Source organism: Streptomyces curacoi (assembly GCF_001513975.1).
GTDB classification, from domain to species: Bacteria; Actinomycetota; Actinomycetes; order Streptomycetales; family Streptomycetaceae; genus Streptomyces; species Streptomyces curacoi.
Window position 1 is genome coordinate 520248 of record NZ_KQ947986.1, and the last position, 24498, is coordinate 544745.

Sequence of the window (24498 nt, forward strand, 5' to 3'; positions counted from 1 at the left end):
GCACCTCGTCGTACGTATGCGGAGGAGAGCGATGGCGCTGTTGAGACAAGAGGTCGATCCGGGCGAGGTCGGACTGGACGCGAAGGTACTGGACCGCCTCGACCGGTACCTCACCGGCTACGTCGACGAGGGGCGGCTGCCCGGCTACCTGGTGGCCGTCGCCCGCGGTGGACGCGTCGCCCACCTCACCACGCACGGCCACCGGGACCTCGCGGCCGGGCTGCCCGTCGAGGCCGACACCCTGTGGCGGATCTACTCCATGACCAAGCCGGTCACCTCGGTCGCCGCGCTGCTGCTGGTGGAGGAGGGCAGGCTGTCGCTCGACGACCCGCTCGAACGCCACCTCCCCGCCTTCGCGGAGCCCCGGGTGTACATCAGCGGCTCCGGCGCCGACATGGTGACCCGCCCGGCCGACGGTCCGATACGGATCCGGCACCTGATGACCCACACCGCCGGACTGACCTTCGCCTTCTACCACACGCATCCCGTCGACGCCCTCTACCGCGACGCCAACCTGGAGTCGGCGGTGCTGCCGGGCTCCGACCTGGCCACGACGGTCGACGTGTACGCGAGCCTGCCGCTGCAGTTCGAACCGGGGACGCAGTGGAACTACTCGGTCGGCGCCAACGTCCTGGGCCGGGTGATCGAGGTCGTGTCCGGGCAGCCGCTCGACGAGTTCTTCGCCGAGCGGATCTTCGACCCGCTCCGGATGACCGACGCCGGTTTCTGCGTGAGTGACGAACAGGCGGGCAGGCTCGCCGAGTTGTACGGCGAGACCGAGGCCGGTGGTATCGAGCCGGTGCCGGGCCTGCCGCTGCGCGGCCGCCCCCGCTTCCTGTCCGGCAGCGGCGGGATGGTGGCCTCCGCGCACGACTTCCACCGCTTCATGGAGCTGCTGCGCCGCCGCGGCGAACTCGACGGCACCCGTCTGCTGGCCCCCGGGACCGTGGACCTGATGACGTCCAACCACCTCCCGGGCGGTGCCGACCTGCGCTCCTTCGGCAGCCGCCCCGCCCACGACGAGCCCGGCAACGACGGCGTCGGCTTCGGTCTCGGCGTCTCCGTGGTGATCGACCCGACCCGCACCAAGGCCCCGTCCACGCGCGGCACGTACGGCTGGAGCGGGGCGGCGACCACCACGTTCTGGGTCGACCCGAGCCGCGAGCTGACGGTGCAGTTCATGACGCAGGTGCGGCCGAAGTCCTCGCGGCCGATCTTCCAGGACCTCAAGCGGTTCGTGCACGAGGCCGTCACCCGGGACTGAGCCGCTACCGGTCCACGCGCAGGGTGAACTCCAGTCCCTCCAGCGCCAGTTCGCGCAGCCACTCCTCCGAGCGGGCCGCAGTCTCGGCGGCGCGGTTCAGGCCCGCCGGCACGGAGCCGTCCAGGATGCGGCGGACGCCGAGGGCGAGGGGGCGGGAGACACAGCGGGCCATCGCGCTCTCCTGCGCGTCCCCCACCAGGTCGAGGAGGTAACTGCCGGACCACGTCCGCCCGTCCCCGCCGCGTACGTCCAGCGACACGGCGAGGACGACGCGGTCGCGGTCGGCGTCCGTCGTGGGGTGGGCGGCCGCCAACTCCGCCGCCAGAGCGGCGATCCGGGCGTCGTCGCCGGTCCTCAGCTCCGCGAAGACGGCGTCCCAGGCGCGCAGCCAGCCCTCCAGGCGCAGCGTGCCGCGCACGAAGGTCCGCGGCTTCCAGGCGGCCGGCAGCCCGTACTGCTCGACGAACGGAACGCTGTCGCGGTTGGGGTAGACCTCGAACGTCTCCCCGTCGACGACATGCCGCCGCGTCGCCTCCCACGGCCGCTCCGCGACCGTCTCGGCACCGTCCTGAAGGTAACGGGCCGGTGCGCGCAGGGCGTTGAGCACGCCCGCGGGTGCCCAGCTGAATCGGTACCTGAAGTCGTTCGGCACCGCGGGGACACCGCCGCAGTACGAGGTCAGGCTGTACGAGGCGGCCGTGTCCTCGCCGACGGCCGCCCGGGCCCGGCCGACGAGGCAGTGGGCGAAGAGGTGGTCGATGCCCGGGTCGAGACCGGCCTCGGTGAGCACGACGAGCCCGGCCGCGGCGGCCGCGGGCACCTGCTGGAGGACGGCGTCCGACACATAGCTGGAGCAGGCGAAGTGGGCCTGCCCCCGGACGCAGGCGGCCAGGATCCCGGCGTGCTCGGGCGCGGGCAGCATCGACACGACGACGTCGCCGGGCGCCAGTTCGGCCGTGAGCGCGGGGAGCGTGTACGCGCGGGGCTCGGCGCGTCCGGTCAGGCCCAGCCGGGCCAGGGCGTCGGCGGCCCGGCCCTCGGTGCGGTGCCACAGCCGTACCCGGTCGGCGGTGTCGCACAGCCGGGCCAGACCGCTGCCCGTGGACAGTCCGGCGCCGACCCAGTGGACGGTGCCGCTCGCGGGAACCCGTGCGATGGGGGTCCCCCCGCTCGAGCGAAGCCGAGAGTGGGGGATGTCAGACATGGCGGAACTCCCCTTCTGCGATGCCGAGTTCACGGCAGGCCTGGTGGAACCGGTCGAGGCAGCGCCCCCAGGGCCCGCCCGTCTCGAACCGGAGCAGCTGGGGCAGCAGCGCCGCCGAGAAGTCGGTGCTGGACTCGCGGGGCAGCAGGGAGGGCAGGTTGTCGATGGCGATCAGGTCGAGCGGGGGTTCCTTGCGCAGCGGGCGCACGGGTTCGGTCCAGTCGGTGGTGCGGTCGTAGACCGGCAGGACGTTCAGCGGGGAGCCGACGTCGACGGTGACGTCGCAGAGGGTGCGCAGGCGGCGGGCGGGGTCGTCGAGGTCCTGCTCGCGGAGGAAGGGCGGGACGGGGCTGGTGGCCAGGACGGCGTTCACCATCACGTCGTGCGCCAGCAGGGCGCGGCGGTCCAGGTCGCGGGTCTCGGCGAGGTCCCAGGCCGTCGCCTCGATCCCCGCGGTCAGGAAGGCGAGGCGCGCGCCCCGGCCGCTGCGGCCCAGGGCGCCGATCACCAGCGCGGTGAACTCCTCGTCGCCCGCGGCCGGCTGGAGGATCTCGTCCAGCTCCTCCTTCGAGGTGGGCGTCAGCGGCGCGACGAGCCTCCCCCGGTGCTGGAGGACGGCCAGGGCGGCGCCCAGGTAGCCGGCCCAGAAACCGAAGGCGGCGAGGCGACGGCCGCTGTCGTCCACCAGGTACTCCAGGTCGAGCAGCGCCCCTCCCCCGGCGGTGAACCGGCGCAGCAGGGCCTCGGCGCCGGGCTGCCGCTTGTAGGCGTGGCCGAAGAAGATGTGCCGGTGGGTGAGTTCGCCCGGCTGGTCCGGGAGTTCCTTCAGCCCGATGACCACGGCCTGTTCGGGCGCCGACACCCATGAGCCCGCGGGCGCCCTGCGGCAGCCCGCGGCCTCGTACTCCTCGACGGGGAAGATCCGCTGCGGGGACTCCTCGACGGTCAGCGTCACGCCGCTCTCGACGAGCCGCCGTGCGTCCGACGGCACGATCGGGGTGCGTCGCTCGGTGGAACGGACCTCGTGGCGCAGCCACAGATGGAGATCGGTCATACGCGGTTGGCCTCCGGGCGCGGGGCGTCGGCCGCGAACCGGCCGGCGCTCAAGGGGCTGACATCCACGAAGGGTACGCGGCCGAGGTACAGGTCGCGGACGACCTCGCCGACGGCCGGTCCCTGCAGAAAGCCGTGGCCGGAGAAGCCGGTCGCGTACAGGAAGCGGGAGACGGAAGTCGCCTCGCCGATCAGCGCGTTGTGGTCCGGGGTGACCTCGTACAGGCCCGCCCAGCCGCCCGTGCGGCGCAGGTCGAGCAGGGCGGGGGCGCGGCGCTCCATGGCTTGGGCCAGACGGGGGATCCAGCGGTCGTGGGTGTCGGTGGCGAAGCCGGGCCGCTCGTCGGGGTCGGACATGCCGAGGAGGAGGCCGGGGCCCTCGCGGTGGAAGTAGAGGCTGGTGCTGAAGTCGATGGTCATGGGCAGGTCGGGCGGCAGTCCCCCGACCGGTTCCGTGACCGCGATCTGGCGGCGCAGCGGCTGCACCGGCAGGTCCACGCCGGCCATCGCCCCGACGGCCCGCGACCAGGCGCCGGCCGCGCAGATCACCGTGTCGGTGGCGATACGGCCGATGGTCGTCGTCACGGCGGTGATCCGGGCGCCGTGCCGTTCGATGCCGGTGACGTCGGTGTGCCGTAAGATCCGCGCGCCGTACCGGCGGGCGGCGGACGCATAGCCGTGGACGACGGCCTCGGGGGTGCAGTGGCCGTCGTCCGGCGAGAACGCGGCGGCCAGAATGCCGTCGGTGCTGATCAGCGGGGAGAGCCTGCGCGCCTCGGCGGGGCCGATCATCCGGCTGGGCACCCCGAGGGAGTTCTGCAGCCGCACGCTCGCCTCGAAGCCGGCGACGTCCTGCGGGGTCGAGAGCAGGAAGAGGTAGCCGACCCGGTGCAGCCCGATGTCGTACCCGGTCTCCTCCGCGAACCGGCCGAACGCCTCCAGGCTGCGCGCCCCGAGCTGGATGTTGAGCTCGTCGGAGAACTGCGCCCGCACCCCGCCGGCCGCCTTCGACGTGGACCCGGACGCGAGCTCGTCCCGCTCGACGAGCACGACGTCCCGCACACCGGCACGCGCGAGGTGGTAGGCGATGCTGGTCCCCATCACACCGCCCCCGATGACGACGACGTCGGCATGCGTGTTCACGGCCTCACCTTCCTGCCTACGGGCCGGACAACGCCCTCAGGGGCGCGGGGAACTGCGCGACCAGCCACAACGGCGTAGCAGACGCCCGACGACCGATCGCGGCACTCCCTTCGCGACCCTTCCCAGCCGGCCCGTACGGGAATCAGGACAGGTGTGCCACGGCATCCAGATGGGGCAGGTGATGATCGAGCCGCTCCCGCTTGGTCCGCAGATAGGTGATGTTGTTCTCGCACGGCGGGATCAGCAGCGGCACCTGCTCGGCGACCTGGATGCCGTGCCGCACCAACGCCTCGCGCTTGCGCGGGTTGTTGGACATCAGGCGGACGCTCCGGACGCCCAGGTCGTGCAGGATCTCGGCGGCGACACCGTAGTCACGGGCGTCCACCGGCAGGCCGAGCGCGAGGTTGGCCTCGACGGTGTCCAGGCCCTCCGCCTGCAGGGCCATCGCCCGCAGCTTGGCCAGCAGGCCGATGCCGCGGCCCTCGTGGCCCCTCAAGTAGACGACGACGCCGCGGCCTTCGGCGACGACCGCGCGCAGCGCGGAGGCGAGCTGGTCGCCGCACTCGCAGTGCTGGGAGCCGAACGCGTCGCCGGTCAGGCACTCGGAGTGCAGCCGGGTGAGGACGTCGTCCGTGCCTATCTCACCGTAGACGAGGGCCACTTGTTCGTCGCCGCGGTCGTGGTCGAGGTAGCCGATCGCACGGAATTCCCCGTACACGGTGGGCAAGGGTGCATTCACCACGCGTTCCGCACCGGACCGCTGCGACCGCTGCGCCGACTTCTTGCCGAGCACACCAACTTTTTCTGTCATGATTCTTCAGTTCCTAAGCAGAGACGAAAGGCCGGGAAAAGATGAGTGATTCGCAGACGCGGCCGGCAGCACACTCGCTGGTGCCGGCGGACACCACCGAAGACGTACGGACGCGAGGAGCGGGCGTCTCACGGCAGGTCGCGGTCCTTCCCGTCGGAAGCTTCGAACAGCACGGTCCGTTCCTGCCGCTGGCGACCGACACGCTCGTGGCCTGTGCCATCGCGCGAGAGATCGCCGCCGCGCACCCGGTGCACCTCCTCCCGCCGGTGACGATCTCCTGCTCGCACGAGCACGCGGGCTGGCCGGGGACCGTCAGCATCTCCTCAGTGACCCTTCATGCGGTGATACGGGACATAGCGGCTTCGCTCCGCCGGTCGGGCGTCGACGCCTTGGTGCTGGTCAACGGCCACGGCGGAAACTACGTACTGGGCAACGTCGTTCAGGAGTCCTCCGCGCGCGGGGAGCGGATGGCACTGTTCCCGGCCCCGGAGGACTGGGAGGCGGCGCGGGAGCGGGCGGGGGTGGAGACCTCGCTGCTCACCGACATGCACGCGGGGGAAATTGAGACCTCCATCCTTCTGCACGCTCATCCCGAATTGATCCGACCCGGTTATGAGACTTCCGATTTCGTGGCGGACGACCGTCGTCATCTACTGACCCTCGGTATGTCCGCCTATACCGATTCGGGTGTCATAGGCCGTCCTTCGCTGGGTTCCGCGGAAAAGGGGAAGCGGCTGCTGGCGAGCCTCGCGGATTCCTTCGGTGCGTATGTGTCACTGCTGACCTCCGCGGACGATTCCGTACCGGGCTCGGGAGACGCACGGGAATAGCGGCCGGGTTCCGGGGCCGGCACGGCCACGGCGGTCCCGGAACCCGCGCGCAGTCGGCCGTACCAGCGGGCGACGAGGACGAGAAGGCCGGGCAGGGCGGCCACGAAGCTGAGGACGCCGTACACGACGGCGACGGCCAGGCCGCTGCCGGCGCCCAGCCCCGCGGCGCCGAACGCCCAGGCGGTGACGCCCTCGCGGGGGCCCCAGCCGCCGACGTTCAGGGGCAGGCCCATGGCCAGCAGGGCGAGGACGGCGAGCGGCAGCAGGACGGCCACGGAGGCGGCGGAGCCGGCGACCCGGGCGGCGAGTACGAACATCGCGAGGTGTCCGGCGAGTACGACGACGCAGGACACGGCGACACCGGGCCCGTTGCGGCGGGACAGCAGGCTCTCCCGTACCTCGTCGAGCGTGCTGCGCCACGCCGTCGGGGTCGTCCGGTCACGGCGGGCGGGCGCGCGGTTCATCCGCAGGGCGGCCACAACGGCGAGCGCGCCCAGGGCGGTGAACAGGATCACCGGGGTGAGGTCGCGGGCCTCGTCCAGCACGGGGGACTCCATGGTCAGCAGCACGCCGGCGCCGACGAGCGCGAGGACGACCTGACCGGCCGTCCGTTCCAGAACGACCGCGCGGACACCGCGCCCCAGATCGCCGGCGCTCTGCCCGTGCCGCACCGCCCGGTGCACATCGCCGAGGACGCCGCCGGGGAGGGCCGCATTGAGGAACAGGGCACGGTAGTAGTCGGCGACGGCCGGTCCGAGCGGCAGCCGGATGCGCAGCCCCCGGGCCACCAACTGCCAGCGCCAGGCGCTGAACACGGTGGTGACGAGCCCGATCCCGAGGGCCCCGAGCAGCGCCGGCCCGTCGATCCGCCGCAGCCCGTCCAGGAAGACACCGGTCCCGAGCCGCCAGAACAGCACGGCGAGGATGACGACACCGGCGGTCGTGCCCAGGTGGGTGCGGAGGGCGGGGGTGTTGAGGCGGGCCAGGAGGGCGCGGAGGGGGGTGCGGGGCCGTGGTGCGCCGGAGCCGGCGGATTCCCGGCGGGGCTCGGTGACGATGACGCCGATGCGGGAGGAGGAGACGGCTGCGGGGGCGGGGGGTGACGAGGGCTTGGAGGGGACGGCGGGGTCAGAGGTGAGGACGGGGTCAGACGGCAGGACGGGGGCGTCCGCAGGGGCCGTCAGGGCCCGGCCGACCGGCGGCGCACTCGCGCGCACCGCCACAGCCGCCTCAGGGACAGCGCCGTCCGTACGGACCGCCGAAGCCTCGGCCCCGGACCGGGCCGAGTGGTCCCCGCGCCGCGCTCGCGGCTCGGCGCCGCGCCGTGTGGCGTGCGCCTTCGCCACCGTCTCCACGGTCATGACGCTCCGCCCGTCGGTCGGCACAGGGCCAGCAGATCGCTGTGGTGGACCACGGCGCGCAGTTCGCCCGCCTCGCACGCGGCGAGGCGTTCACGCAGGTAGCGGTCGGCGCGCTCGCGGAGTTCGGGGCGCTGCTCGACCGCCGCGCCGACCCAGCCGCGCAGCCACATGGCCATGAGCGCCGACTCACCGGGGCCCAGGCGCCAGGGGCTCGGGTGCACCTGGACGGTCGCGCCGTGCGCGGAGAAGGCCTCGGCCGCTGCCGTGATCGCGTCCGGGCCGAGCAGACCCGAGCGTCGCTGGTGGGCGTTGAACGCCTCGGCGATCTCCGTGTCCAGCGGGTCGGACGGGGTGAGTTCGACCCGGCCGGCGACGGAGAGCGTCAGCAGCGCCGGGCAGCCCGCGCCCGCGCAGGCGGCGGCGAGGGTGTCGACCTCCTCGCGGGTGAGGACGTCGAGCAGGGCGGAGGCCGTCACCAGCGAGGCGCCGGCGAGGGCGTCCGGGGTGAGGCGGCCGACGTCGCCGCGGCGCGTCTCCACCGTGACGCGGCTGCCGTCCGCGGCGGAACGCGGGCAGGCCACGGCGGCGAAGTGCAGGAGGTAGGGGTCGCGGTCGTGCAGGATCCAGTGCTGGGCACCGTCCAGGTGGGGCGCGAGCCAGCGGCCCATCGAGCCGGTGCCGCAGCCCACGTCGTGGATGACCAGTCCGCCGGCCCGTCCCGGCAGGTTGGCGAGCCGGATCCGCAGCGGATCGAGCAAGTCGTGCGCCCGCGCGGCGGCGTCGGCGCCTTCGCGCAGCTCCAGCCACTCGGGGGCGTAGCGGGGCGGTTCGTCCGGCTCGGCGTCCCTGAGCCGCACGGTGGCCCGCTCACCGGGACCGAGGCTGGGACCGGCCCCGAGAATCACGGCGTCCTCGTCGGACGCCGGGACCGCCCCGGCCTGCGGCCCCCGGTGGGTCGCGTCGGTCACGTCCCTCGGTCCGGGCTGGGCCGGGATCGTCCCCCCGCTCGGTGTCGTCGCCGTCTTCCTCATGCCGCCCTCCGGGGTTCGTTCGGCAGTCGGCCCAGTACCGCGGCCAGGCTGCGGGCCGTGGTGGCCCAGCCGTTCAGGGCGGCCCGGCGTCCCCGGGCCGCCGCCTTCAGTCGGCGTCGTACGTCCGCCTCACCGAACCAGCCGCGCAGTTCGGCGGCGATCGCGGCGGGGTTCTCCGGCGGGACGAGGATGCCGGGGACGCCGCCGTCGGGGGCCCGGCCGACCGCCTCCGGGACGCCGCCGACGTCCGTCGCCAGCACCGGGATGCCGCGCGCGAGCGCTTCCGTCACCGCCATGCCGTACGTCTCGGCGTAGGAGGTGAGCACCATGAGGTCGGCGGCGTGGTAGCTGGCGTCGAGTTCGGCGCCGGCCTGGGGGCCCGCCAGCAGCAGCCGGTCCTCAAGGCCGTGTCTCGTGATCAGGGCCCGCAGCTCGGCCACGTACTCGGGATCCTGGTTCAACCCGCCCACGCACACACAGCTCCACGGCAGGTCGCCCGCCGCGGCCAGCGCCTCCACCAGCCGGTGCTGTCCCTTGCGCGGCGTCACGGCGGCCACGCACAGCAGGCGCGACACGCCGTCCGTGCCGGCCGCGAGGGGGGCGATGTCGGCGCCGGGGGCGGCGACATGGACCCGGTCGGGGGCGAGGCCGTGGTGGGAGACGAGGCGGCGCACCGCCCAGTCGCTGGTCGCGATCACCGCGGGGACCGCCCGCAGCACGGTGCGTTCCCGGGCGTCCAGCTCCGCCGCCACGGCGGGCTCCAGTCCCGTCTCGTCGCCGAGCGGGAGGTGGACGAGGACCGCGAGGCGCAGCCGTTCCGTCTCCGGGAGGATGATCTCGGGGACCCCGCAGGCGACCAGCCCGTCCAGGAGGACGACCGTGCCGTCCGGGAACTCCCGCAGTGTGCGGGCGAGTTCGTCACGGGCCGCGGCCCCGGGCCGGGGCCAGCTGCCGTCCACCGCGTGCTTGTGCACCTGCCAGCCGAAGCCGGGCAGATCCAGACTCACCCGCCGGTCATAGGCGTTGCCGCCGCTCGGCACGGCCGGGTCGTCGACACCGCCCGGCATGACGAAGTGCACGGAGCGCAGGGACATGGGGATGATCTCGGCGTTCTTCAGGACGGAGGACTGTACGGGCACATAGCCGAGGGTGACCTTCTTCGCTGTTCCCCCCGGCTCGTCGACCCTCTCCGGCTTCTCCAGGGTCACGTCGGTCACAGCGCACGCTCGTAACTCGCCCACGCGACATGCGACTCGTGGAGTGTCACGGTGATCCCCGCGAGGCCCTTGGCGCCCTCGCCGAGCGCGCCCTTCTGGATCCGCTCGGCGAGCCGGTCGGCGATGACCTTGGCCAGGAACTCGGTGGAGGTGTTGATCCCGGCGAAGTCGGGTTCGTTGTCGAGGTTCCGGTAGTTCAGCTCGCCGACGACGGCGCCCAGTTCCCGGGTGGCCAGTCCGATGTCGACGACGATGTTGTCGTCGTCCAGCTGCTCGCGCCGGAACGTGGCGTCCACCAGGAACGTCGCTCCGTGCAGGCGCTGCGCGGGTCCGAAGACCTCCCCGCGGAAGCTGTGGGCGATCATGATGTGATCGCGGACGGTGATGCTGAACAACGGACGACCCTCCAGGTGCGGTACGCCTAGCCCCCGGCTCGTCGCCGCCGGGGATGCCGTGTAGTACGGCTCTTCGCTTCCCGTTGTTCAGCGATCTCTCACTCTTTTCTCAGGTCAGGCGCTCTTGTCGTCCCGGATTGAACGTGTCCGTCAGGGCGTGTCCGCGTACCTGACGCGGTGACAGAGCGCCGGGATTTCCCCGGAGGCGAGCTTCGGCATCACTTCGGGCAGTTCCTCGAAGGCGCTCTCCCCGGTGACGAGCGCGTCGAGGGCGGGGTCGGCGAGCAGATCGAGGGCGAGGGCGAGCCGGTCGGCGTAGGTACGGCTGGCGCGGCGGGCCGGGGAGACGGTGCCGACCTGGCTGCTGCGGATGACGAGCCGACGGGAGTGGAAGGCCTCGCCGAGCGGCAGGCTCACCTGCCGGTCGCCGTACCAGCTGAGTTCGACGACCGTGCCCTCGGCGGTGAGCAGTTCGAGGGAGCGGGCGAGGCCCTGCTCGGTGGCGCTGGCGTGGACGACCAGGTCGCACTCGCCGAGCGCGGTCTGCGGAGTGGCGAAGTCGACGCCGAGGGCCTTGGCGACGTCGGCCCGGCCCGGATCGGCGTCGACCAACTGCAGCCGTACGCCCGGGAAGCGGGCCAGCAGGGCGGCCACCGAGCAGCCGATCATGCCGCCGCCGACCACGGCGATCCGGTCGCCGACCAGCGGGGCCGCGTCCCAGAGCGCGTTGACGGCGGTCTCGACCGTGCCGGCGAGGACGGCCCGTTCGGCGGGCACGGTGTCCGGTACGACGGTCACCGCGCTCGCGGGAACGACGTATCGGGTCTGGTGCGGATGGAGACAGAAGACCGTACGGCCGACGAGTTTGTCCGGCCCCTCCTCCACCACGCCGACGCTCAGGTAGCCGTACTTCACCGGGGCGGGGAACTCGCCCTCCTGGAACGGCGCCCGCATGGCCGCGTGCTGGCTCTGCGGGACCCCGCCCCGGAACACGAGTGTCTCCGTGCCCCGGCTGACCCCGGAGTACAGCGACCGCACCAGCACGTCGCCCTCACCCGGCTGCGGCAGGGCGACCTCCCGGATCTCTCCCTCACCCGGAGAGCTGAGCCAGAACGCATGTGCGCTGCGGTTCATCGGGATCCTCCTGAACGATCGGGAAGCTGTTCACGTACTGCGATGTGCACAGGCCGCGCACAGTACGCGGCCTTGATCGACTCTGTCACCTGGCCGGAGGAATGTGCGGTGGCCCTGAACAACACTTACGACGCGAGGCTGGTCCAGCAGGAGACCGCTGTGGGAGCGGGCGTGCAGATCCTGTTGCTGGCCCTGCTCGGTTCGGCGATCGGCATGGGGCCGGCGGGCTGGCTGACCGGCCTCGCGTTCGCCGTCGCCACCTGGGCGGTGCTCTCGCGGGCCCTGCACCGGTCCCGGCCGCGCACCTTCGGCCCGGCCAACCGGGTCACCCTCGGCCGCGCGACCCTGGTCGGCGGCGTCACTGCGCTGGTCGCGGACTCCTTCCAGAGCTCACCGCCGGTGACGCTGTTCGTCGGACTGACGGCCGTCGCCCTCATCCTCGACGGTGTCGACGGCAAGGTGGCCCGCCGCACCGGCACCTCCACGGCACTGGGCGCCCGCTTCGACATGGAGGTCGACGCGTTCCTGATCCTGGTGCTGAGCGTGTACGTCTCGATGTCGCTGGGTCCCTGGGTGCTGCTCATCGGCGCCATGCGCTACGGCTTCGTCGCCGCCGCCCGTGTCTGGCCCTGGCTGAACGCCGCACTCCCGCCGAGCACGGCCCGCAAGACGGTCGCCGCGATGCAGGGCGTGTTCCTGCTGCTGGCCGCGTCCGGCTTCCTCCCGTACGCGGCGACGTTCGCGGTGACCGCGACGGCGCTGGCCGCGCTGGTCTGGTCGTTCGGCCGGGACATCCTGTGGCTGTGGCGGACGTCGCGTACGCAGCGGGTTGCCGTGCGGGAGATGAGGGAGCTGGTGGCGTCCTGAGCGTCAGACGTCGAGGGGTGGGTGGGGGTTCGCGTGTGATGCCTGCGGCGGCCTGCGCGGGTTGGGTGGGGGTGCGCGTAGCGCCTGCGGTGCGGTTGTGGGTCGGGGCCGCGCCGGGGGGTGTCCGTCCTCGGACCGGCGGCCCCCTTACTGATCGTTTCAGAATGAGGCTCGCAGGCGGCGTAGGCAGATGAGGGTCATGGGTTTGATGCCGCGCGTCCACAGCAGGCGGCGGTACTTGTCGACGTCGTAGCCCCGGTCGGCGTACAGGCGCCGAGGTCTGCGACGGGGCCCTCCCCGCACCCTCGAATCGGTGGGATCGCGTCCAGGAGCGGGAGAAGCTGGGTCACGTCGTGGCGGTTTCCTCCGCTGAGCGTGACCGCGAGCGGGGTTCCGTGACGGTCGACGATCAGGTGGTGCTTGGAGCCAGGACGCGCGCGGTCGACCGGTGAGGGACCGACGTGATCCCCCCTTTGAGTGCTCGGATGTGCGACCCGTCGGCAGCGCAGTCGTCCAGGCCCAGTAGGCCCGCGCGGCGCAACTCGGTGAGCAGCATGGCGTGCAGAAGTGGCCAGACTCCGGCCTCGGTCCAGTCCCGAAGCCGGCGCCGAGCCGTGACTCCGGAGCAGCCCACGGTTTCCGTCGGGACGTCGCGCCAGGCGATCCCGGTTCGCAGCACGTACATGACGCCGGCGAGGGCCGCTCGGTCGGGAACGCGCAGTCGCCCGGGGTAGTGGTGGCGCCGCTCGGGGGCGGGTGGCAGCAGCGGAGATACCCGCTCCCACAGGTCGTCCGGAACAAGATCAGCACGCACCCGGACACCCTGCCGACCGTGACCTGCCAACGGCAGGACCCTCAGCCCGACTTTGTGCGTGTGGGTTCCTGGTGGTGAGTTGGCGGGGCGCGAATCGGATCAGTTCAGCTGTGGTGGGACCCAGGCGTGGTGTCGAAGGATCATGCGCGTTGCGGTGCGGGAGGGCGTCAGCCGCATCGCCGTGTTGCGCAGGGTGACGGCCAGTGGGTGGGAGAGCTGCTGGCCCATCCGCCCGGCCTGCCGGGCTGCCCGCGCGACCGCCTGGCTGCGCGGCCGGCGCTCGGCGTCATAGCGGGCGAGCGCGGCAGCGACGGTGGGCTCGGTGGCGAGCGCGGCGGCCAAGGTGACCGCGTCCTCCAGCGCCTGGCAGGCACCCTGTCCGAGGTGGGGGGTCATCGCATGTGCCGCGTCACCGAGCAGCGCGATCCGGCCGACGGTGTACGAGGGGAGCGGCGTGCGGATTTCGTTGACGTCGTGGTGCAGCACGGCGGTGGGCCGGGTCGCGTCGATCAGCGCGGGGATCGGGTCGTGCCAGTTGCGGAACCGTCGGCGCAGTTCGGCCAGTGGGTCGGCGAACCGCGCCCCGGCGGGCAGGTTGAGGACGGCGTGCCACTCGGCCCGCCCGTCACGGAAGGCGATGTGCCCGAACTCGGCCCCCTGCCCCCAGGTCAGCTCGAAGTCGGTGCGCAGCTCGACCGCCTGCTCGGTGATGGCGCGCAGCACCGTCGAGCCGCTGTAGACCGGGCCGGGGTGGGCGGGGAAGAGAACGCTGCGCACCTTGCTGCCGATGCCGTCGGCCGCCACCACCAGATCGGCGTCCAGGACCGTGTCGCCGCAGCTGACTCGAACCGTCCCGGGGCCGATCTGCCGGACCGAGCCTGCCTCGGAGCCGATCAACAGCGCCTTGGTGGGCAGGGCCTCGCGAAGCAGCCGGTGCAAGGTGGAGCGAGGGATGCCCATGATCGGCGTGCCCACCGCCTTCTCCAGCACCGCGCCGTCCATCCGGGCCAGCCAACCACCCTCTGGCGTACGGGTGCCGCCGCTGTACTGGCCTCGCGAGGCATCCCGTACCGCCTCGCCGACGCCGAGTTCGTCCAGTGCCCGCAGGCCGTTGGCGGCCAGTGAGATGCCCGCCCCCGCGTCCTCAAGCATGGACGCACGCTCGACGACCGTCACTTCCCATCCGATGCGGCGCAGGCCGATCGCGGCGGCCAGCCCGCCGATGCCCCCTCCAACCACCACTGCCGTGTTGCCCATGCCGAAGCCCCCATTCTTCTACATCCGTAGAAGGCAACCCTATCTGCAGCTCTACAGGTGTAGAAAGGAGCCATGGCTTCGGATCGGCGCACCCTCCTCGCGGACGCGGCTCTCGACGTACTCGCCGACGAAGGGATCCGCGGCCTGACCCACCGGGCTGTCGACCGTAAGGCAGCTCTGCCGCCCGGCACCACGTCGGCATACTTTCGCACCCGGGCCGCGTTGCTCACCGGACTCGTCACTCGCCTGGTCCAACTCGACCAGGAGGAACTGCAAACGATGGCCGAGCATCTCCGGCCCATCCGCACCGCCGAGGAACTGGTGGATGGCATGGTGCTGCTCACCCGACAGCGACTCACCGGAGAGGGCCGCCGCCGCTCGCTCGCCCGTTACGCCTGCGCCGTCGAGAGCGTGCGCGACCCTGAGCTGCGCGAGATCCTCGTCCCCCGCGAGAACGCCGGCCGCGAGGCCGTCCGAGTGTTCCTCGCCGGTCAGGGCGTGCCGGATGTCGAGAACCGCACCCACACCCTGCTGACTTGCATGGACGGGCTGGTCTTCGACCGGCTGGTGAGCGGCGGCGAAGTGCCGGTCGAGCCTCTCGAAGGCATTGTCGCCGCCGCCCTGCGTTAGGACGCAGCCGCCCAGGTTCGGCCCGAGCAGCGTGCCCTCGGTCAGGAAGCCCGCGTCCGCCCCGTTCAACCGCTCGGCATTCGCTTTCGAGTGGAGCGTCGACCTCACCTGGGGCCCCGCTCGAACTGGCCTGCACCCCCTCCGCGGCTCACGCCCTCATTCTGAAACGGTCAGTTAGGCCAAGAGGTGCTGCGTGTTGACGCCGGTCACTGCGGGCGGACACCCCCCGGCACGTCCCTTTCCCGCCGTGGGCGATGCGGGCCCATGGGGGTACGCGCCCCATCGCCGCGTCGGCCCAGCACGCGTAGCTACGGGCGGACCAGCATGCACGCGTAGCTGCGGGCGGACCAGCATGCACGCGTAGCTACGGGCGGACCAGCATGCACGCGTAGCTGCGGGCAGTCGTGCCGCTGGGGCGGCACGGGTGGGCGCTGGGGGTGCCCCCTGCTCGAAGAGCTTGGGGGAGGCACCCCGTCAGCGCCGGGCCGCGCGACCCACCCCCCAGCCCTCACGCCGCGCACCCTCCCATCCGCTGGCGGCAACGCCCTCAGGGGCAGTGCACCGCCGCTATCTGCGCGGCAACAGGGCTATCGCCGCAATCGGTACGGCCGCCAGCACCAGCCACGGCACCGCGGCCGGCAAGCCGGTGTCGAGCAAAGTGCCGGTCGCCGAGCTGCCGAGCAGGACGATCAGGCCGGAGACCGAGGACAGCGCGCCGGTGTAGAGGCCGAGCCGGCCCTCCTCGGCGAGGTCGGGGACCCAGGCGCGGGCGACCGGGGCGACGAGCATCTGACCCAGGGTGAGCAGGACGACGAACCCGGCCGCGGGCAACAGACCTGCCGTACCGGTCCAGTCGGCGGGACGGGCCGCGGCCACGACCGCGAACCCGGCCGCTATGAGCAGCAGCCCAGCCACCATGGACCGCCGCAGGGCGAGCCGCTCCCCCGCCCAGCGGGTCACCGGCAGCTGGGCGGCGACCACCAGCAGCGAGGACAGGGCGAACAGCCAGGCGAGCGCCGACTGGGAACCCGTGGCGCGCTCCACCTCGTCGGGGAGGGCGAGATAGAGCTGGTTGTAGGCGAGCAGATAGGCACCGTAGGCACAGCACAGCGCGAGGAAGCGGCGGTTGCGCAGCAGGGCGCCCAGGCCGCCGCGGAACCGGACGCCTCCGCGCCCAGGTATGTGCTGCGGCAGCAGCCAGGCGTGTCCGGCGAGGACGAGGACGAAGATCCCGGCACCGGCGAGGCAGACCGTGCGGAAGTCCACCGACAGCAGCAGCGCGCCGAGGAGAGGGCCGACGAACGCGCCCGCCTGTCCGGCCACGGTCAGCAGGGCGAGAACACGGGTGCGGGAGCCGCCACCCGACTCCTCCCACAGCACGGCCTGCCGGGCGACCTCGGACTCCACGGCGGGCGAGAACAGCGCGGCGGCGAACCCGATCAGCAGCACCGCGCCGATGACCGCCCAGGTCTCCCGGGCGTACCCGAGCCACGCGAACCCGGCGATCCGCAGCACACAGCCCGCGAGCACGACCGGCCGGATGCCGTACCGGTCGGCCAGCGCCCCGCCCACCACGAACAGCCCCTGCTGGCTGAAGGTCCGCAGGCCCAGCACGAACCCGACCAGCCAGCCCGCCATGCCGATGGCCTGTCCCAGGTGCTCGGAGAGGAAGGGCAGGACGGCGTAGAAGCCGATGTTGAAGGCGAGTTGGGTGAGGATGAGCAGGCGCAGCAGGGGCGAGAGCCGGTGGCTGCGGTCCTGCGCCTTGCGGAGGCCGAGGGACAGCGAGGTCATCATCGGGTGGCCACCAACTCCCGGGTGTGCGAGGGGCTTTCGGGCATGGGCGGGGCGGGCTCGGTCCTGCCGCGTCGGCGCCGTCCGCGCCGCACTCCGCCCGCGGCGGTCACCGCCAGCGCGCCCAGCAGGGCGAGTACGGCGGCGGGGGCGAGGACCGCCCAGGGGGCGCGCTCGGCGTAGGGCTGGTTCTCGGCGAGGAGCAGGCCCCATTCCGGGGAGGGCGGCTGGGCGCCCAGGCCGAGGAAGGCCAGGGAGGCGAGTGCGAGGGCGATGCCGGGCAGGCGGAGCAGGGCGTGGCGGGTGACGGGTGGCAGCACGGCGGGCAGCAGTTCGTGGCGCAGCAGGTACCAGGGGCCGGCGCCCAGGGCGCGGGTGGCGGTCAGGTGGAGGGCGGCGCGTTCCTGCCGGAGCAGCGCGGAGGTGTGGGCGGCGAGCGGCGCCCAGGCGACGGCGGCCACGGCGAGCGCGGGGGTGCCGTCCCCGCTGCCGACGACCGCGGTGACGAGCAGGGCGACGAGGACCGGCGGCAGCGCGGTGACGGTGTCGACGAGTGCCCCGGACAGCCGGGGCAGCAGGCCGAGCAACACTCCCGTGAGGAGGGTGACGGCGGTGATCGCGGCGGCGAGCAGCAGGGTGTCGAGGGCGCCGTGGGCGACGCGGGCGAGGACGTCCCTGCCGAGGGCGTCGGTGCCGAACGGGTGCGTCCAGGTCGGGGAGGCGAGTCGCTCGGTGGTGTCGAGGGCCAGCGGGTCTCGGGGCAGGCCGAGGGCGATGACGGCGGTCAGCAGTCCGCTGTACGCGAAGGGCAGGATCCGGTGTGCGGGCGGCGTCGGCCGGTGCAGGGAGGGCAGTGCGCCGTCGCGCAGCGCCGGGCCGATGAGGAGGCGGGCGAGGAGGCGCGCCGTGCCGGCGGCGACGGCGGCGAGCAGGATGAGGGCGAGCGTGCCGGCCTGGAGGACGGGCAGGTCCTGGGCGAGAGCGGCCTGGAGGGTGGTGCGGCCCAGGCCGGGGATGTCGAAGATCTGCTCGACCGTGACCGATCCGCCGGTGATGCCTACGACGAACAGGCCGGTGTTGGGGAGGAGTCCGGGCAGGCAGCGGCGCAGGGCCTGGCGGGCGACCGCGTGGCCGGGCAGTCCGCGTGCGGTGGCGGCCAGGGCCCAGGGCTCGGCGAAGGCGCCGGGCAGCAGGTCGTCGAGGAGCCGGCCGAGCACGGCCCCGGCGGGCAGGCCGAGGGCGAGTGCGGGCAGGACCGTCCACTGGGGGCCGTACCAGCCGAGGGCCGGGAGCCAGCCGAGCTGCACGCCGACGACGGTGGCGAGTACGGACGCGGTGAGGAACTCGGGCAGTGCGGCGAGGACGGCGGAGGCGCTGCCCGACGTACGCCGCCCGTCGAGCCGTCGTCGCGCGCCGAGCCACAGCGTGCGGGCGCAGATCAGCGCGGCGGTGACGGCGGCGGCCAGGAGAGCCACCGCCATCAACAGCAGGGAGACGCCGAGGGCCTGGAGCACGGCGGGCGTGACCTCGCTGCCGGAGAGCCACGACCGGCCGGCGTCACCGCGCCACAGCCCGCCCAGCCACTCAGCGAGCAGCTGGAACGGGCCGTGGTCCAGGCCGAGTCGGTCGCGGATGTCCGCCAGCACCTCGGGGGTGGGGTCGCGGTCCGCCGACCGCGCCTTGAGCACGGTGAGCGCCGGGTCGGTGTGCGACAGCCAGGGCAGTACGCCGATGGCGCACACCAGGGCGGCCGCGATCCCCGCACGCCACAGGAGCGTGACTGCCTGGTTCCGCACGGGTCAGCGCCGGGTGCCGGTGCCGACGAGGGTGCGCTCGTACGGGTCGAGGAGCGCGCCGCGGACGGTGGTCCCGACGCCGGTGATGATGCGCTGGTGGACGAGCGGTACGACCGCGTCGGTGCCGAGGATGCGGGCCTCTGCGGCCATCGCCGCGTCCTGCCGCTCGGCGGTGTCCGCGGTGTCCTCGGCCCGGGCGACGGCCCGGTCGACGTCCTTGTCGCACAGCTGGGCGATGTTGTAGCCGCCGTCGCAGGTGTAGTCGCTGGCCAGCACGGAGACGGGGTCGCCGGTGTCGACGAGGGTGTTGCGGGCGAGGACGAAGGCGTCGAACCTGCCGTCCAGCGCGTCGCTCTCCAGCCGCGAGTACTCGCGCACCTCCAGCGCGACGTCGAACCCGGCCTTCTCCAGCTGCTGCTTCAGCACCTGGGCGGCTTCCGGGAGTTCGGGCCGGTTGTCGTACGTGGCGAGCGTGATGCGGGTCCCGTCGGGCTCTGCCGCCTTCGCCCGTCCGACCGGCTCGGTCCGCTTGCCGGCGGCCCAGGTGACGGCGGGCCCGTAGATGCCGGCGCCGGCGTCTGCGTATCCCTCGTAGACGCCCTTGGCGAGCGCGGAGGTGTCGACGGCCTGCCGGGCGGCGGCCCGGAGCGCTGCGTCCTTGAAGACGCTTTTCTCCGTGTTGAGGAGCAGGCTCGTGGTGCGGGTCGTGGCGGTCGCCTCGCGGCCGGCCTTGTCGAGGGTGGCCGCCTGGGCGACGGGGATGGCCTCGGCGAGGTCGACCTGGTCGGTGCGCAGCGCGTTGGCGCGGGCGGTGCCGTCGGCGACGAACTTCACGTCGATTCCGGGGGCCTGGGCGCGACCGCCCCAGTAGTCGTCGTAGCGGTCGAGGGTGGCCGCGGTGGCGCCCATGACCTTGGTGAGTTCGAAGGGTCCGGTGGCGGTGCCCACGGGGTCGACCTTGCCGTTGCTGCCGTACGCCTTGGCGGAGAGGACGGCCAGGGCGGGGCTGGACAGGCGCAGCGGCAGGACGGGGTCGGACCGCCCGGTGGTGATCCGTACGCCGGTGGCGCCCTCGGCCTTCGCGGTGAGGGTGACGCCGGAGAGGGCGGCGGGGGCGGGCTTGGCCTTCGTGGCGTGGGTGAGGGCGTTCGCGACCGCGGCCGGGGTGACGGCGGAGCCGTCCTGGAACGTGGCCTCGCGCAGGGTGAACAGCCAGGTGCGGTCGTTCTCCCGGCGCCAGGAGGCGGCGAGGGCGGGCGCGGCGGCGCCGTTGGCGTCCAGGGTGGTGAGGCCCTCGATGACGCCGAGGCGGGTGAGGGTGGTGGAGTCGGCGCCGTACGGCGAGAGGTTCTCGGCGGGCGGGAAGGCGAGGGCGACGCGCAGGCGGGAGCCGTCCTCGGCGCCGCTCGCGGCGTCGCTGCCGCCGCCGGAGGCGAAGCAGCCGACGAGGGCGGGGGCCAGCAGGAGGGCGAGGAGCGGGCGGAGTCGGCGCACGGTCTATCGCTCCATCGGTATCTCGAAGTGGACGACGCCGTTGCCGCCGTCGGGGTGCTCGCGTTCGTCGTGCACGACCTTGCCGAGCGAGCGCCAGAAGCTCTCGGCGCCGGGCACCTCGGGGTCGGTGTGCAGATAGACGGCGCGGTAGCCGCCGTCCGCGGCGGCGAAGGCGAGCAGCTCGTCGACCAGCCGCCGGGCCAGGCCCCGCCTGCGGTGCTCGGGGCGGACGTAGACCCGGCGCAGCTGCGCGGTCTCGCCGGAGGGGTAGCGCTCGGCGAGGTGGCGCGGGTTCGGCGGGTGGGCCGGGCCGCGGGAGTCGAGGGCGGCCGTGGCCACGACACCGTTGTCGCGCGGGTCGAGCGCGACGAGGAGGGTGTGGCGGGGCGGGGCGAGATAGGCGGCGGCCGGGTCGATGATGTCCGCGTGCCAGCGCGGCAGGTAACCGGTACCGAAGTCGCGGTAGACGGTGTCGAGCATCACCGCTCGGGCACCGTCCAGGTCGTCCGGGCTCGCCGTCCTGATGCTGTAGTCGTGCACTTGCACATCATATGCATTAAGCCGGAGGGGCGATCACGGCCGACCGGACCACCCTCTCAACATCCTTGCCGCGCAAGTGATTTGACAGTGATCGCGAACCGCCGACAACCTACCCACATGACACTCATTTTCAACAAGTGTACTCTGGTCGTGGAAGCGGGCAGCTGCTGATGCGTATCGCGTTCGTCGGCAAAGGCGGCAGCGGCAAGACCACCCTGTCGGCGCTCTTCTCCCGCCACCTGGCGCACTCCGGCGCCCCCGTGCTGGCCGTCGACGGCGACATCAACCAGCACCTCGCCGAGGCACTGGGCCATGACGGGGACACCTTCGACGCCCCGCCGCTCGGCGCCCACCTGAGGGACATCAAGGAGTTCCTGCGCGGCACCAACCCGCGCATCCCCTCCGCGGACGCCATGATCAAGACCACCCCGCCCGGCCGCGGCTCCCGTCTGCTGCGCCTGCTCGGCGACGACGAACTGCACGCGCGGCACGTCCGGCGGGTGGGGAACGTGCCGGTGATGGTGACGGGCGAGTTCGACGAGAGCGACCTCGGGGTGGCCTGCTACCACTCCAAGCTCGGCGCGGTCGAGCTCTACCTCGGCCACCTGGTCGACGGCCCCGGCGAGTACGTGGTGGTCGACATGACGGCGGGCGCGGACGCGTTCGCGTCGGGCCTGTTCACCCGCTTCGACATGACCTTCCTGGTCGCGGAGCCCACGCGCAAGGGCGTCTCGGTGTACCGCCAGTACCGGGACCACGCGAGGGAGTTCGGCATCCGCATCGCGGTCATCGGCAACAAGGTGACGTGCGAGGACGATCTCCTCTTCCTCAAGGAAGAGGTCGGCGACGACCTCCTCACCCACCTGGTCCACTCCTCCTGGGTCCGCGCGGCCGAACAGGGCCGGGAGCAGGGCGAGCTGGAGTCCCACAACGTGCACGCCCTGAACGTGCTGCGCGAGGCGGTCGACGCCCACCCCAAGGACTGGCCCACGATCCACGGCCATGCCGTCGAGTTCCATCTGCGCAACGCCCGCGCGTGGGCGGACGACAGGACGGGCCACGACCTGGCCGCGCAGGTGGACCCGGAGTTCGTCCCCGGACCCACGGCACTGGCCTGACCACGACACATCCCCCAGCACCACGCATCGCCCCCACCGAACAGGAACCCACACACATGTCTCTCGACGTCTCCCCGAAGCTCCTCGCCGAAGCCGAACACGGTGACATCCGCGAGGAGGACTTCGTGGCCACGGTCCGCACCTCGCTGCCGTACGCCTACGACCTGATCGCCTCCCTTGCCGCCGGACTCAAGGACGGCACGGCCGAGTTCACCGACAACCAGACCCCGCCCCCGTCCGAGCAGGAGCGCGGCCAGCTTCTGCGCGCCCTCGCCAGCGACGCGATCCGCGGCAGCCTGGAGCGCCACTTCGGCGTGACCCTCGCCTTCCAGAACTGCCACCGCGTGGCGGCGTTCCGGCCGGGTGCGCGGGGCGGGGAGACACATGCGAAGTTCACTTCGGTGCGGTCGCAGGTGCTGAACCAGTCGCCGGAGTTCAGGGACTGCTGAGCCCCTCCGGGGCGGCGAGCGCCGTACCGGGCCTCCCCGGAGAAAGGGCACGCGGCGGGGGCGGCCCCCGCCCGCGTGCGGGAGGGGGCCGCCTGCGTCCGGGACGGGCCGCCTGCGTGCTACCGCGACACCGTCGCCACCGGCGCCGGTGCGTAGCCGGTGGGCCGGGCCGTGAAGGTGCCGCGGCCCTGTGTCCTGCTGCGCAGCCGGGTCGCATAGCCGAACAGTTCGGCCAGCGGCACCGTCGCCGTGACGACCGCCGCGCCCGCCCGGGTCACGGAGCCCGAGACCCGGCCGCGTCGTGCCGCCAGGTCGCCGAGAACGGCGCCGACGGCGTCCTCCGGCACGGTGACCGTGACCTCGACGACCGGCTCCAGGAGGACCATCGCGCAGGCGCGCAGGGCGTCGCGCAGGCCCAGCCGGCCGGCCGTGCGGAAGGCCGTGTCGGAGGAGTCCTTCACATGGGTCGCCCCGTCGGTGAGGGTGACGCGCAGCCCGGTCACCGGGTGGCCGCCGAGGGGGCCTTCGGCGAGGGCGTCCCGGCAGCCGGCCTCCACGGCGCGGACGTACTCCTGCGGCACGCGACCGCCGACGACGGCCGAGCGGAACTCGAAACCGGACTCGGTCTCCCCGGGCTCCACGTCGAGCACGACATGGGCGAACTGCCCCGCCCCGCCGTCCTGTTTGACGTGCCGGAAGACGAAGCCGGAGACCCCGCGGCCGACCGTCTCCCGGTAGGACACCCTGGGCCGGCCGACGTTGACGTCCAGCCCGGCGTCCCGCCGGATCTTCTCCACCGCGACCTCCAGGTGCAGTTCGCCCATGCCGGACAGCACGGTCTGGCCGGTCTCGGCGTCGGTCCGCACGACCAGCGACGGGTCCTCCTCGGCCAGCCGGGCCAGGGCGGACGTCAGCCGGTCGGTGTCGGTGGACCTGCGGGCCTCGACCGCCACGGACACCACCGGCTCGGCCGCACCGGGCGGTTCGAGGACGAGCGGGGCGTCCGGTGCGCAGAGGGTGGCGCCCGCGCGAGCCGACTTCAGGCCGACCACGGCCACGATGTCCCCGGCGACCGCACGGTCCACGTGGGCGTGCCGGTCGGCCCGGACCCGCAGGATCCGCCCGATCCGCTCGGTGCGCCGCGCGCCGGCGTCGAGCACCGTGTCTCCCTTCTCGATCGTTCCCGAGTACACGCGCAGATACGTCAGCCGCCCCGTCGGGGTCGCGCTCACCTTGAACGCCAGCGCCGCGAACGGCGCCGCCGGGTCGGCGGGCCGCTCTTCGTCGGCGCCGTCGCGCAGCCCGCGGACGGCCGGTACGTCGAGCGGCGAGGGCAGGTACGCCACGACCGCGTCGAGCAGCGGCTCGACACCGCGGTTGCGGTAGGCCGAGCCGCACAGCACGACCACGCCGTCACCGCTGCGGGTCACGTCATGCAGGGCGGTGACCAGGGTCTCCGGCGAGAGCGTCGACCGCTCGCAGAACTCCTCCAGCGCATCGGCATGGAGTTCGGCCACCGCCTCCTCCAGGAGCCGCCGACGCCGCTGCGCCTGCGCACGCAGCTCCTCCGGAACCGGTGCCTCCACGACCGTGCCATCACCGTCGTCGTCCCACACCAGCGCCCGCATCCGTACGAGGTCCACGACACCGCGGAACCCGTCCTCCGCGCCGATGGGCAACTGCACGACCAGCGGCGCCGGATGCAGCCGTTCCCGGATCGACGCCACCGCCGTGTCGAGGTCGGCCCCGGCGCGGTCCAGCTTGTTGACGAAGGCGATCCTCGGCACGCCGTGCCGGTCGGCCTGCCGCCACACCGACTCGCTCTGCGGTTCGACGCCCGCGACGGCGTCGAACACCGCGACCGCGCCGTCCAGGACGCGCAGCGAACGCTCCACCTCGTCGGCGAAGTCGACGTGCCCGGGGGTGTCGATGAGGTTGATCCGGTGACCGTCCCAGGCGCAGCTCACGGCCGCCGCGAAGATGGTGATGCCGCGATCGCGCTCCTGCGGGTCGAAGTCGGTGACGGTGGTGCCGTCGTGGACCTCGCCGCGCTTGTGCGTGGTCCCCGTGGCGTACAGGATCCGCTCGGTGACGGTGGTCTTGCCGGCGTCGACGTGGGCGAGGATGCCGAGGTTGCGGACGACGGCGAGGGTGTTGAGGTGGGTGCGCACGGCCCTTGGCCTTTCGGATGATCCGGAAGCGGAAAACGGGTCAGCGCGATTCCCGGACGAGGCGCACACGCACCAGGACATGACCTGCCGGCCCACCGGGCATGGCGGGCGGGAACAGAAGTCGG

20 protein-coding genes and 2 pseudogenes are annotated in these 24498 nt (G+C 73.0%); 6 read left to right on the top strand and 16 right to left on the bottom strand.

Going from position 1 to position 24498, the window contains the following annotated elements; genetic code table 11:
• Window positions 1–31 precede the first annotated feature (31 nt).
• Window positions 32–1264, top strand: a complete 1233-nt coding sequence (locus AQI70_RS12010) for a serine hydrolase domain-containing protein (protein WP_062147414.1) — start codon at window positions 32–34, stop codon at window positions 1262–1264.
• A 4-nt stretch (window positions 1265–1268) separates the two neighbouring features.
• On the opposite strand, the gene AQI70_RS12015 is transcribed toward AQI70_RS12010, so the two are convergent.
• The 4 genes from AQI70_RS12015 to ribA all read right to left on the bottom strand — a co-directional run bounded on the left by AQI70_RS12015 (window position 1269) and on the right by ribA (window position 5475).
• Window positions 1269–2468, bottom strand: a complete 1200-nt coding sequence (locus AQI70_RS12015; protein WP_062147417.1) for a saccharopine dehydrogenase family protein — start codon at window positions 2466–2468, stop codon at window positions 1269–1271.
• Window positions 2461–3522, bottom strand: coding sequence for a saccharopine dehydrogenase (locus AQI70_RS12020; protein WP_062147420.1), 1062 nt, complete (start codon window positions 3520–3522; stop codon window positions 2461–2463). Before AQI70_RS12020 ends, AQI70_RS12015 begins: the two co-directional genes overlap by 8 nt.
• Window positions 3519–4664 carry an NAD(P)/FAD-dependent oxidoreductase gene (locus tag AQI70_RS12025; RefSeq protein ID WP_062147423.1) on the bottom strand — a complete coding sequence of 382 codons (1146 nt, stop codon included), beginning with the start codon at window positions 4662–4664 and terminating at the stop codon, window positions 3519–3521. Before AQI70_RS12025 ends, AQI70_RS12020 begins: the two co-directional genes overlap by 4 nt.
• A 142-nt stretch (window positions 4665–4806) precedes the next feature.
• A complete protein-coding gene (gene ribA, locus AQI70_RS12030; RefSeq protein ID WP_062147426.1) occupies window positions 4807–5475 on the bottom strand; it encodes a GTP cyclohydrolase II in 669 nt (222 codons plus the stop codon).
• Between the two features lie 41 nt (window positions 5476–5516).
• On the opposite strand from ribA, the gene AQI70_RS37275 reads away from it, so the two are divergent.
• Window positions 5517–6305, top strand: a complete 789-nt coding sequence (locus tag AQI70_RS37275) for a creatininase family protein (protein WP_079051251.1) — start codon at window positions 5517–5519, stop codon at window positions 6303–6305.
• A gap of 149 nt (window positions 6306–6454) precedes the next feature.
• On the opposite strand, the pseudogene AQI70_RS40120 reads toward AQI70_RS37275, so the two are convergent.
• The 5 genes and pseudogenes from AQI70_RS40120 to AQI70_RS12055 form a co-directional block, all read right to left on the bottom strand.
• A pseudogene (locus AQI70_RS40120) lies at window positions 6455–7666 on the bottom strand (lysylphosphatidylglycerol synthase transmembrane domain-containing protein); the annotation flags it as partial.
• The gene (locus tag AQI70_RS12040; protein WP_062147429.1) at window positions 7663–8697 is read right to left on the bottom strand and encodes a class I SAM-dependent methyltransferase; all 1035 of its coding nucleotides are present in this window, start codon (window positions 8695–8697) and stop codon (window positions 7663–7665) included. The pseudogene AQI70_RS40120 and the gene AQI70_RS12040, both read right to left, overlap by 4 nt.
• Entirely contained in the window at window positions 8694–9914 is a 1221-nt protein-coding gene (locus AQI70_RS12045; protein WP_425264611.1) for a glycosyltransferase family 4 protein, read from the bottom strand. The genes AQI70_RS12040 and AQI70_RS12045 overlap by 4 nt, the downstream gene beginning before the upstream one ends.
• The gene (locus AQI70_RS12050) at window positions 9911–10309 is read right to left on the bottom strand and encodes a 6-pyruvoyl trahydropterin synthase family protein (protein WP_062147432.1); all 399 of its coding nucleotides are present in this window, start codon (window positions 10307–10309) and stop codon (window positions 9911–9913) included. Before AQI70_RS12050 ends, AQI70_RS12045 begins: the two co-directional genes overlap by 4 nt.
• Window positions 10310–10459: 150 nt before the next feature.
• Complete coding sequence (locus AQI70_RS12055) at window positions 10460–11443, bottom strand: zinc-dependent alcohol dehydrogenase (RefSeq protein ID WP_062147435.1); 984 nt, start codon at window positions 11441–11443, stop codon at window positions 10460–10462.
• A gap of 108 nt (window positions 11444–11551) precedes the next feature.
• Here AQI70_RS12055 and AQI70_RS12060 point away from each other — a divergent pair, with 108 nt between their 5' ends.
• Window positions 11552–12310, top strand: a complete 759-nt coding sequence (locus AQI70_RS12060; protein WP_062147437.1) for a CDP-alcohol phosphatidyltransferase family protein — start codon at window positions 11552–11554, stop codon at window positions 12308–12310.
• Between the two features lie 201 nt (window positions 12311–12511).
• On the opposite strand, the pseudogene AQI70_RS37280 reads toward AQI70_RS12060, so the two are convergent.
• A pseudogene (locus AQI70_RS37280) lies at window positions 12512–13124 on the bottom strand (IS5 family transposase); the annotation flags it as partial.
• 99 nt (window positions 13125–13223) lie between these two features.
• Window positions 13224–14381 (bottom strand): FAD-dependent monooxygenase, encoded by a 1158-nt coding sequence (locus AQI70_RS12070; RefSeq protein ID WP_062147443.1) that lies wholly within the window; start codon window positions 14379–14381, stop codon window positions 13224–13226.
• A gap of 72 nt (window positions 14382–14453) precedes the next feature.
• Here AQI70_RS12070 and AQI70_RS12075 point away from each other — a divergent pair, with 72 nt between their 5' ends.
• Window positions 14454–15011: a TetR/AcrR family transcriptional regulator gene (locus tag AQI70_RS12075; RefSeq protein WP_062147447.1), complete on the top strand. Its 558-nt coding sequence runs from the start codon at window positions 14454–14456 to the stop codon at window positions 15009–15011.
• 567 nt (window positions 15012–15578) lie between these two features.
• On the opposite strand, the gene AQI70_RS12080 is transcribed toward AQI70_RS12075, so the two are convergent.
• The 4 genes from AQI70_RS12080 to AQI70_RS12095 are packed head-to-tail and all read right to left on the bottom strand — an operon-like array spanning window position 15579 to window position 20635.
• Window positions 15579–16808: an MDR family MFS transporter gene (locus AQI70_RS12080; RefSeq protein ID WP_079051254.1), complete on the bottom strand. Its 1230-nt coding sequence runs from the start codon at window positions 16806–16808 to the stop codon at window positions 15579–15581.
• Entirely contained in the window at window positions 16805–18601 is a 1797-nt protein-coding gene (locus AQI70_RS12085) for an ABC transporter permease subunit (RefSeq protein ID WP_062147453.1), read from the bottom strand. The genes AQI70_RS12080 and AQI70_RS12085 overlap by 4 nt, the downstream gene beginning before the upstream one ends.
• Before the next feature lie 3 nt (window positions 18602–18604).
• Complete coding sequence (locus tag AQI70_RS12090) at window positions 18605–20095, bottom strand: ABC transporter substrate-binding protein (RefSeq protein WP_062147457.1); 1491 nt, start codon at window positions 20093–20095, stop codon at window positions 18605–18607.
• A gap of 3 nt (window positions 20096–20098) precedes the next feature.
• On the bottom strand, window positions 20099–20635 hold the full coding sequence (locus AQI70_RS12095) for a GNAT family N-acetyltransferase (protein ID WP_062147459.1): 537 nt from the start codon (window positions 20633–20635) through the stop codon (window positions 20099–20101).
• 170 nt (window positions 20636–20805) lie between these two features.
• Between AQI70_RS12095 and AQI70_RS12100 the strand changes: the two genes are divergently transcribed.
• Window positions 20806–21753, top strand: a complete 948-nt coding sequence (locus AQI70_RS12100; protein ID WP_062147461.1) for an ATP-binding protein — start codon at window positions 20806–20808, stop codon at window positions 21751–21753.
• Window positions 21754–21809: 56 nt separating this feature from the next.
• Window positions 21810–22202, top strand: a complete 393-nt coding sequence (locus AQI70_RS12105) for an SCO5389 family protein (protein WP_062147464.1) — start codon at window positions 21810–21812, stop codon at window positions 22200–22202.
• A 119-nt stretch (window positions 22203–22321) separates the two neighbouring features.
• On the opposite strand, the gene fusA is transcribed toward AQI70_RS12105, so the two are convergent.
• The gene (fusA, locus tag AQI70_RS12110) at window positions 22322–24373 is read right to left on the bottom strand and encodes an elongation factor G (protein WP_062147467.1); all 2052 of its coding nucleotides are present in this window, start codon (window positions 24371–24373) and stop codon (window positions 22322–22324) included.
• Window positions 24374–24498 lie beyond the last annotated feature (125 nt).

Coding starts and splice junctions, on each gene's coding strand:
- AQI70_RS12075 (WP_062147447.1), top strand. CDS start 14,454: ATGGCTTCGGATCGGCGCACCCTCCTCGCGGACGCGGCTCTCGACGTA.
- AQI70_RS12055 (WP_062147435.1), bottom strand. CDS start 11,443: ATGAACCGCAGCGCACATGCGTTCTGGCTCAGCTCTCCGGGTGAGGGA.
- AQI70_RS12100 (WP_062147461.1), top strand. CDS start 20,806: ATGCGTATCGCGTTCGTCGGCAAAGGCGGCAGCGGCAAGACCACCCTG.
- ribA (WP_062147426.1), bottom strand. CDS start 5,475: ATGACAGAAAAAGTTGGTGTGCTCGGCAAGAAGTCGGCGCAGCGGTCG.
- AQI70_RS12105 (WP_062147464.1), top strand. CDS start 21,810: ATGTCTCTCGACGTCTCCCCGAAGCTCCTCGCCGAAGCCGAACACGGT.
- AQI70_RS12020 (WP_062147420.1), bottom strand. CDS start 3,522: ATGACCGATCTCCATCTGTGGCTGCGCCACGAGGTCCGTTCCACCGAG.
- AQI70_RS12080 (WP_079051254.1), bottom strand. CDS start 16,808: ATGATGACCTCGCTGTCCCTCGGCCTCCGCAAGGCGCAGGACCGCAGC.
- AQI70_RS12040 (WP_062147429.1), bottom strand. CDS start 8,697: ATGAGGAAGACGGCGACGACACCGAGCGGGGGGACGATCCCGGCCCAG.
- AQI70_RS37275 (WP_079051251.1), top strand. CDS start 5,517: ATGAGTGATTCGCAGACGCGGCCGGCAGCACACTCGCTGGTGCCGGCG.
- AQI70_RS12015 (WP_062147417.1), bottom strand. CDS start 2,468: ATGTCTGACATCCCCCACTCTCGGCTTCGCTCGAGCGGGGGGACCCCC.
- AQI70_RS12070 (WP_062147443.1), bottom strand. CDS start 14,381: ATGGGCAACACGGCAGTGGTGGTTGGAGGGGGCATCGGCGGGCTGGCC.
- AQI70_RS12010 (WP_062147414.1), top strand. CDS start 32: ATGGCGCTGTTGAGACAAGAGGTCGATCCGGGCGAGGTCGGACTGGAC.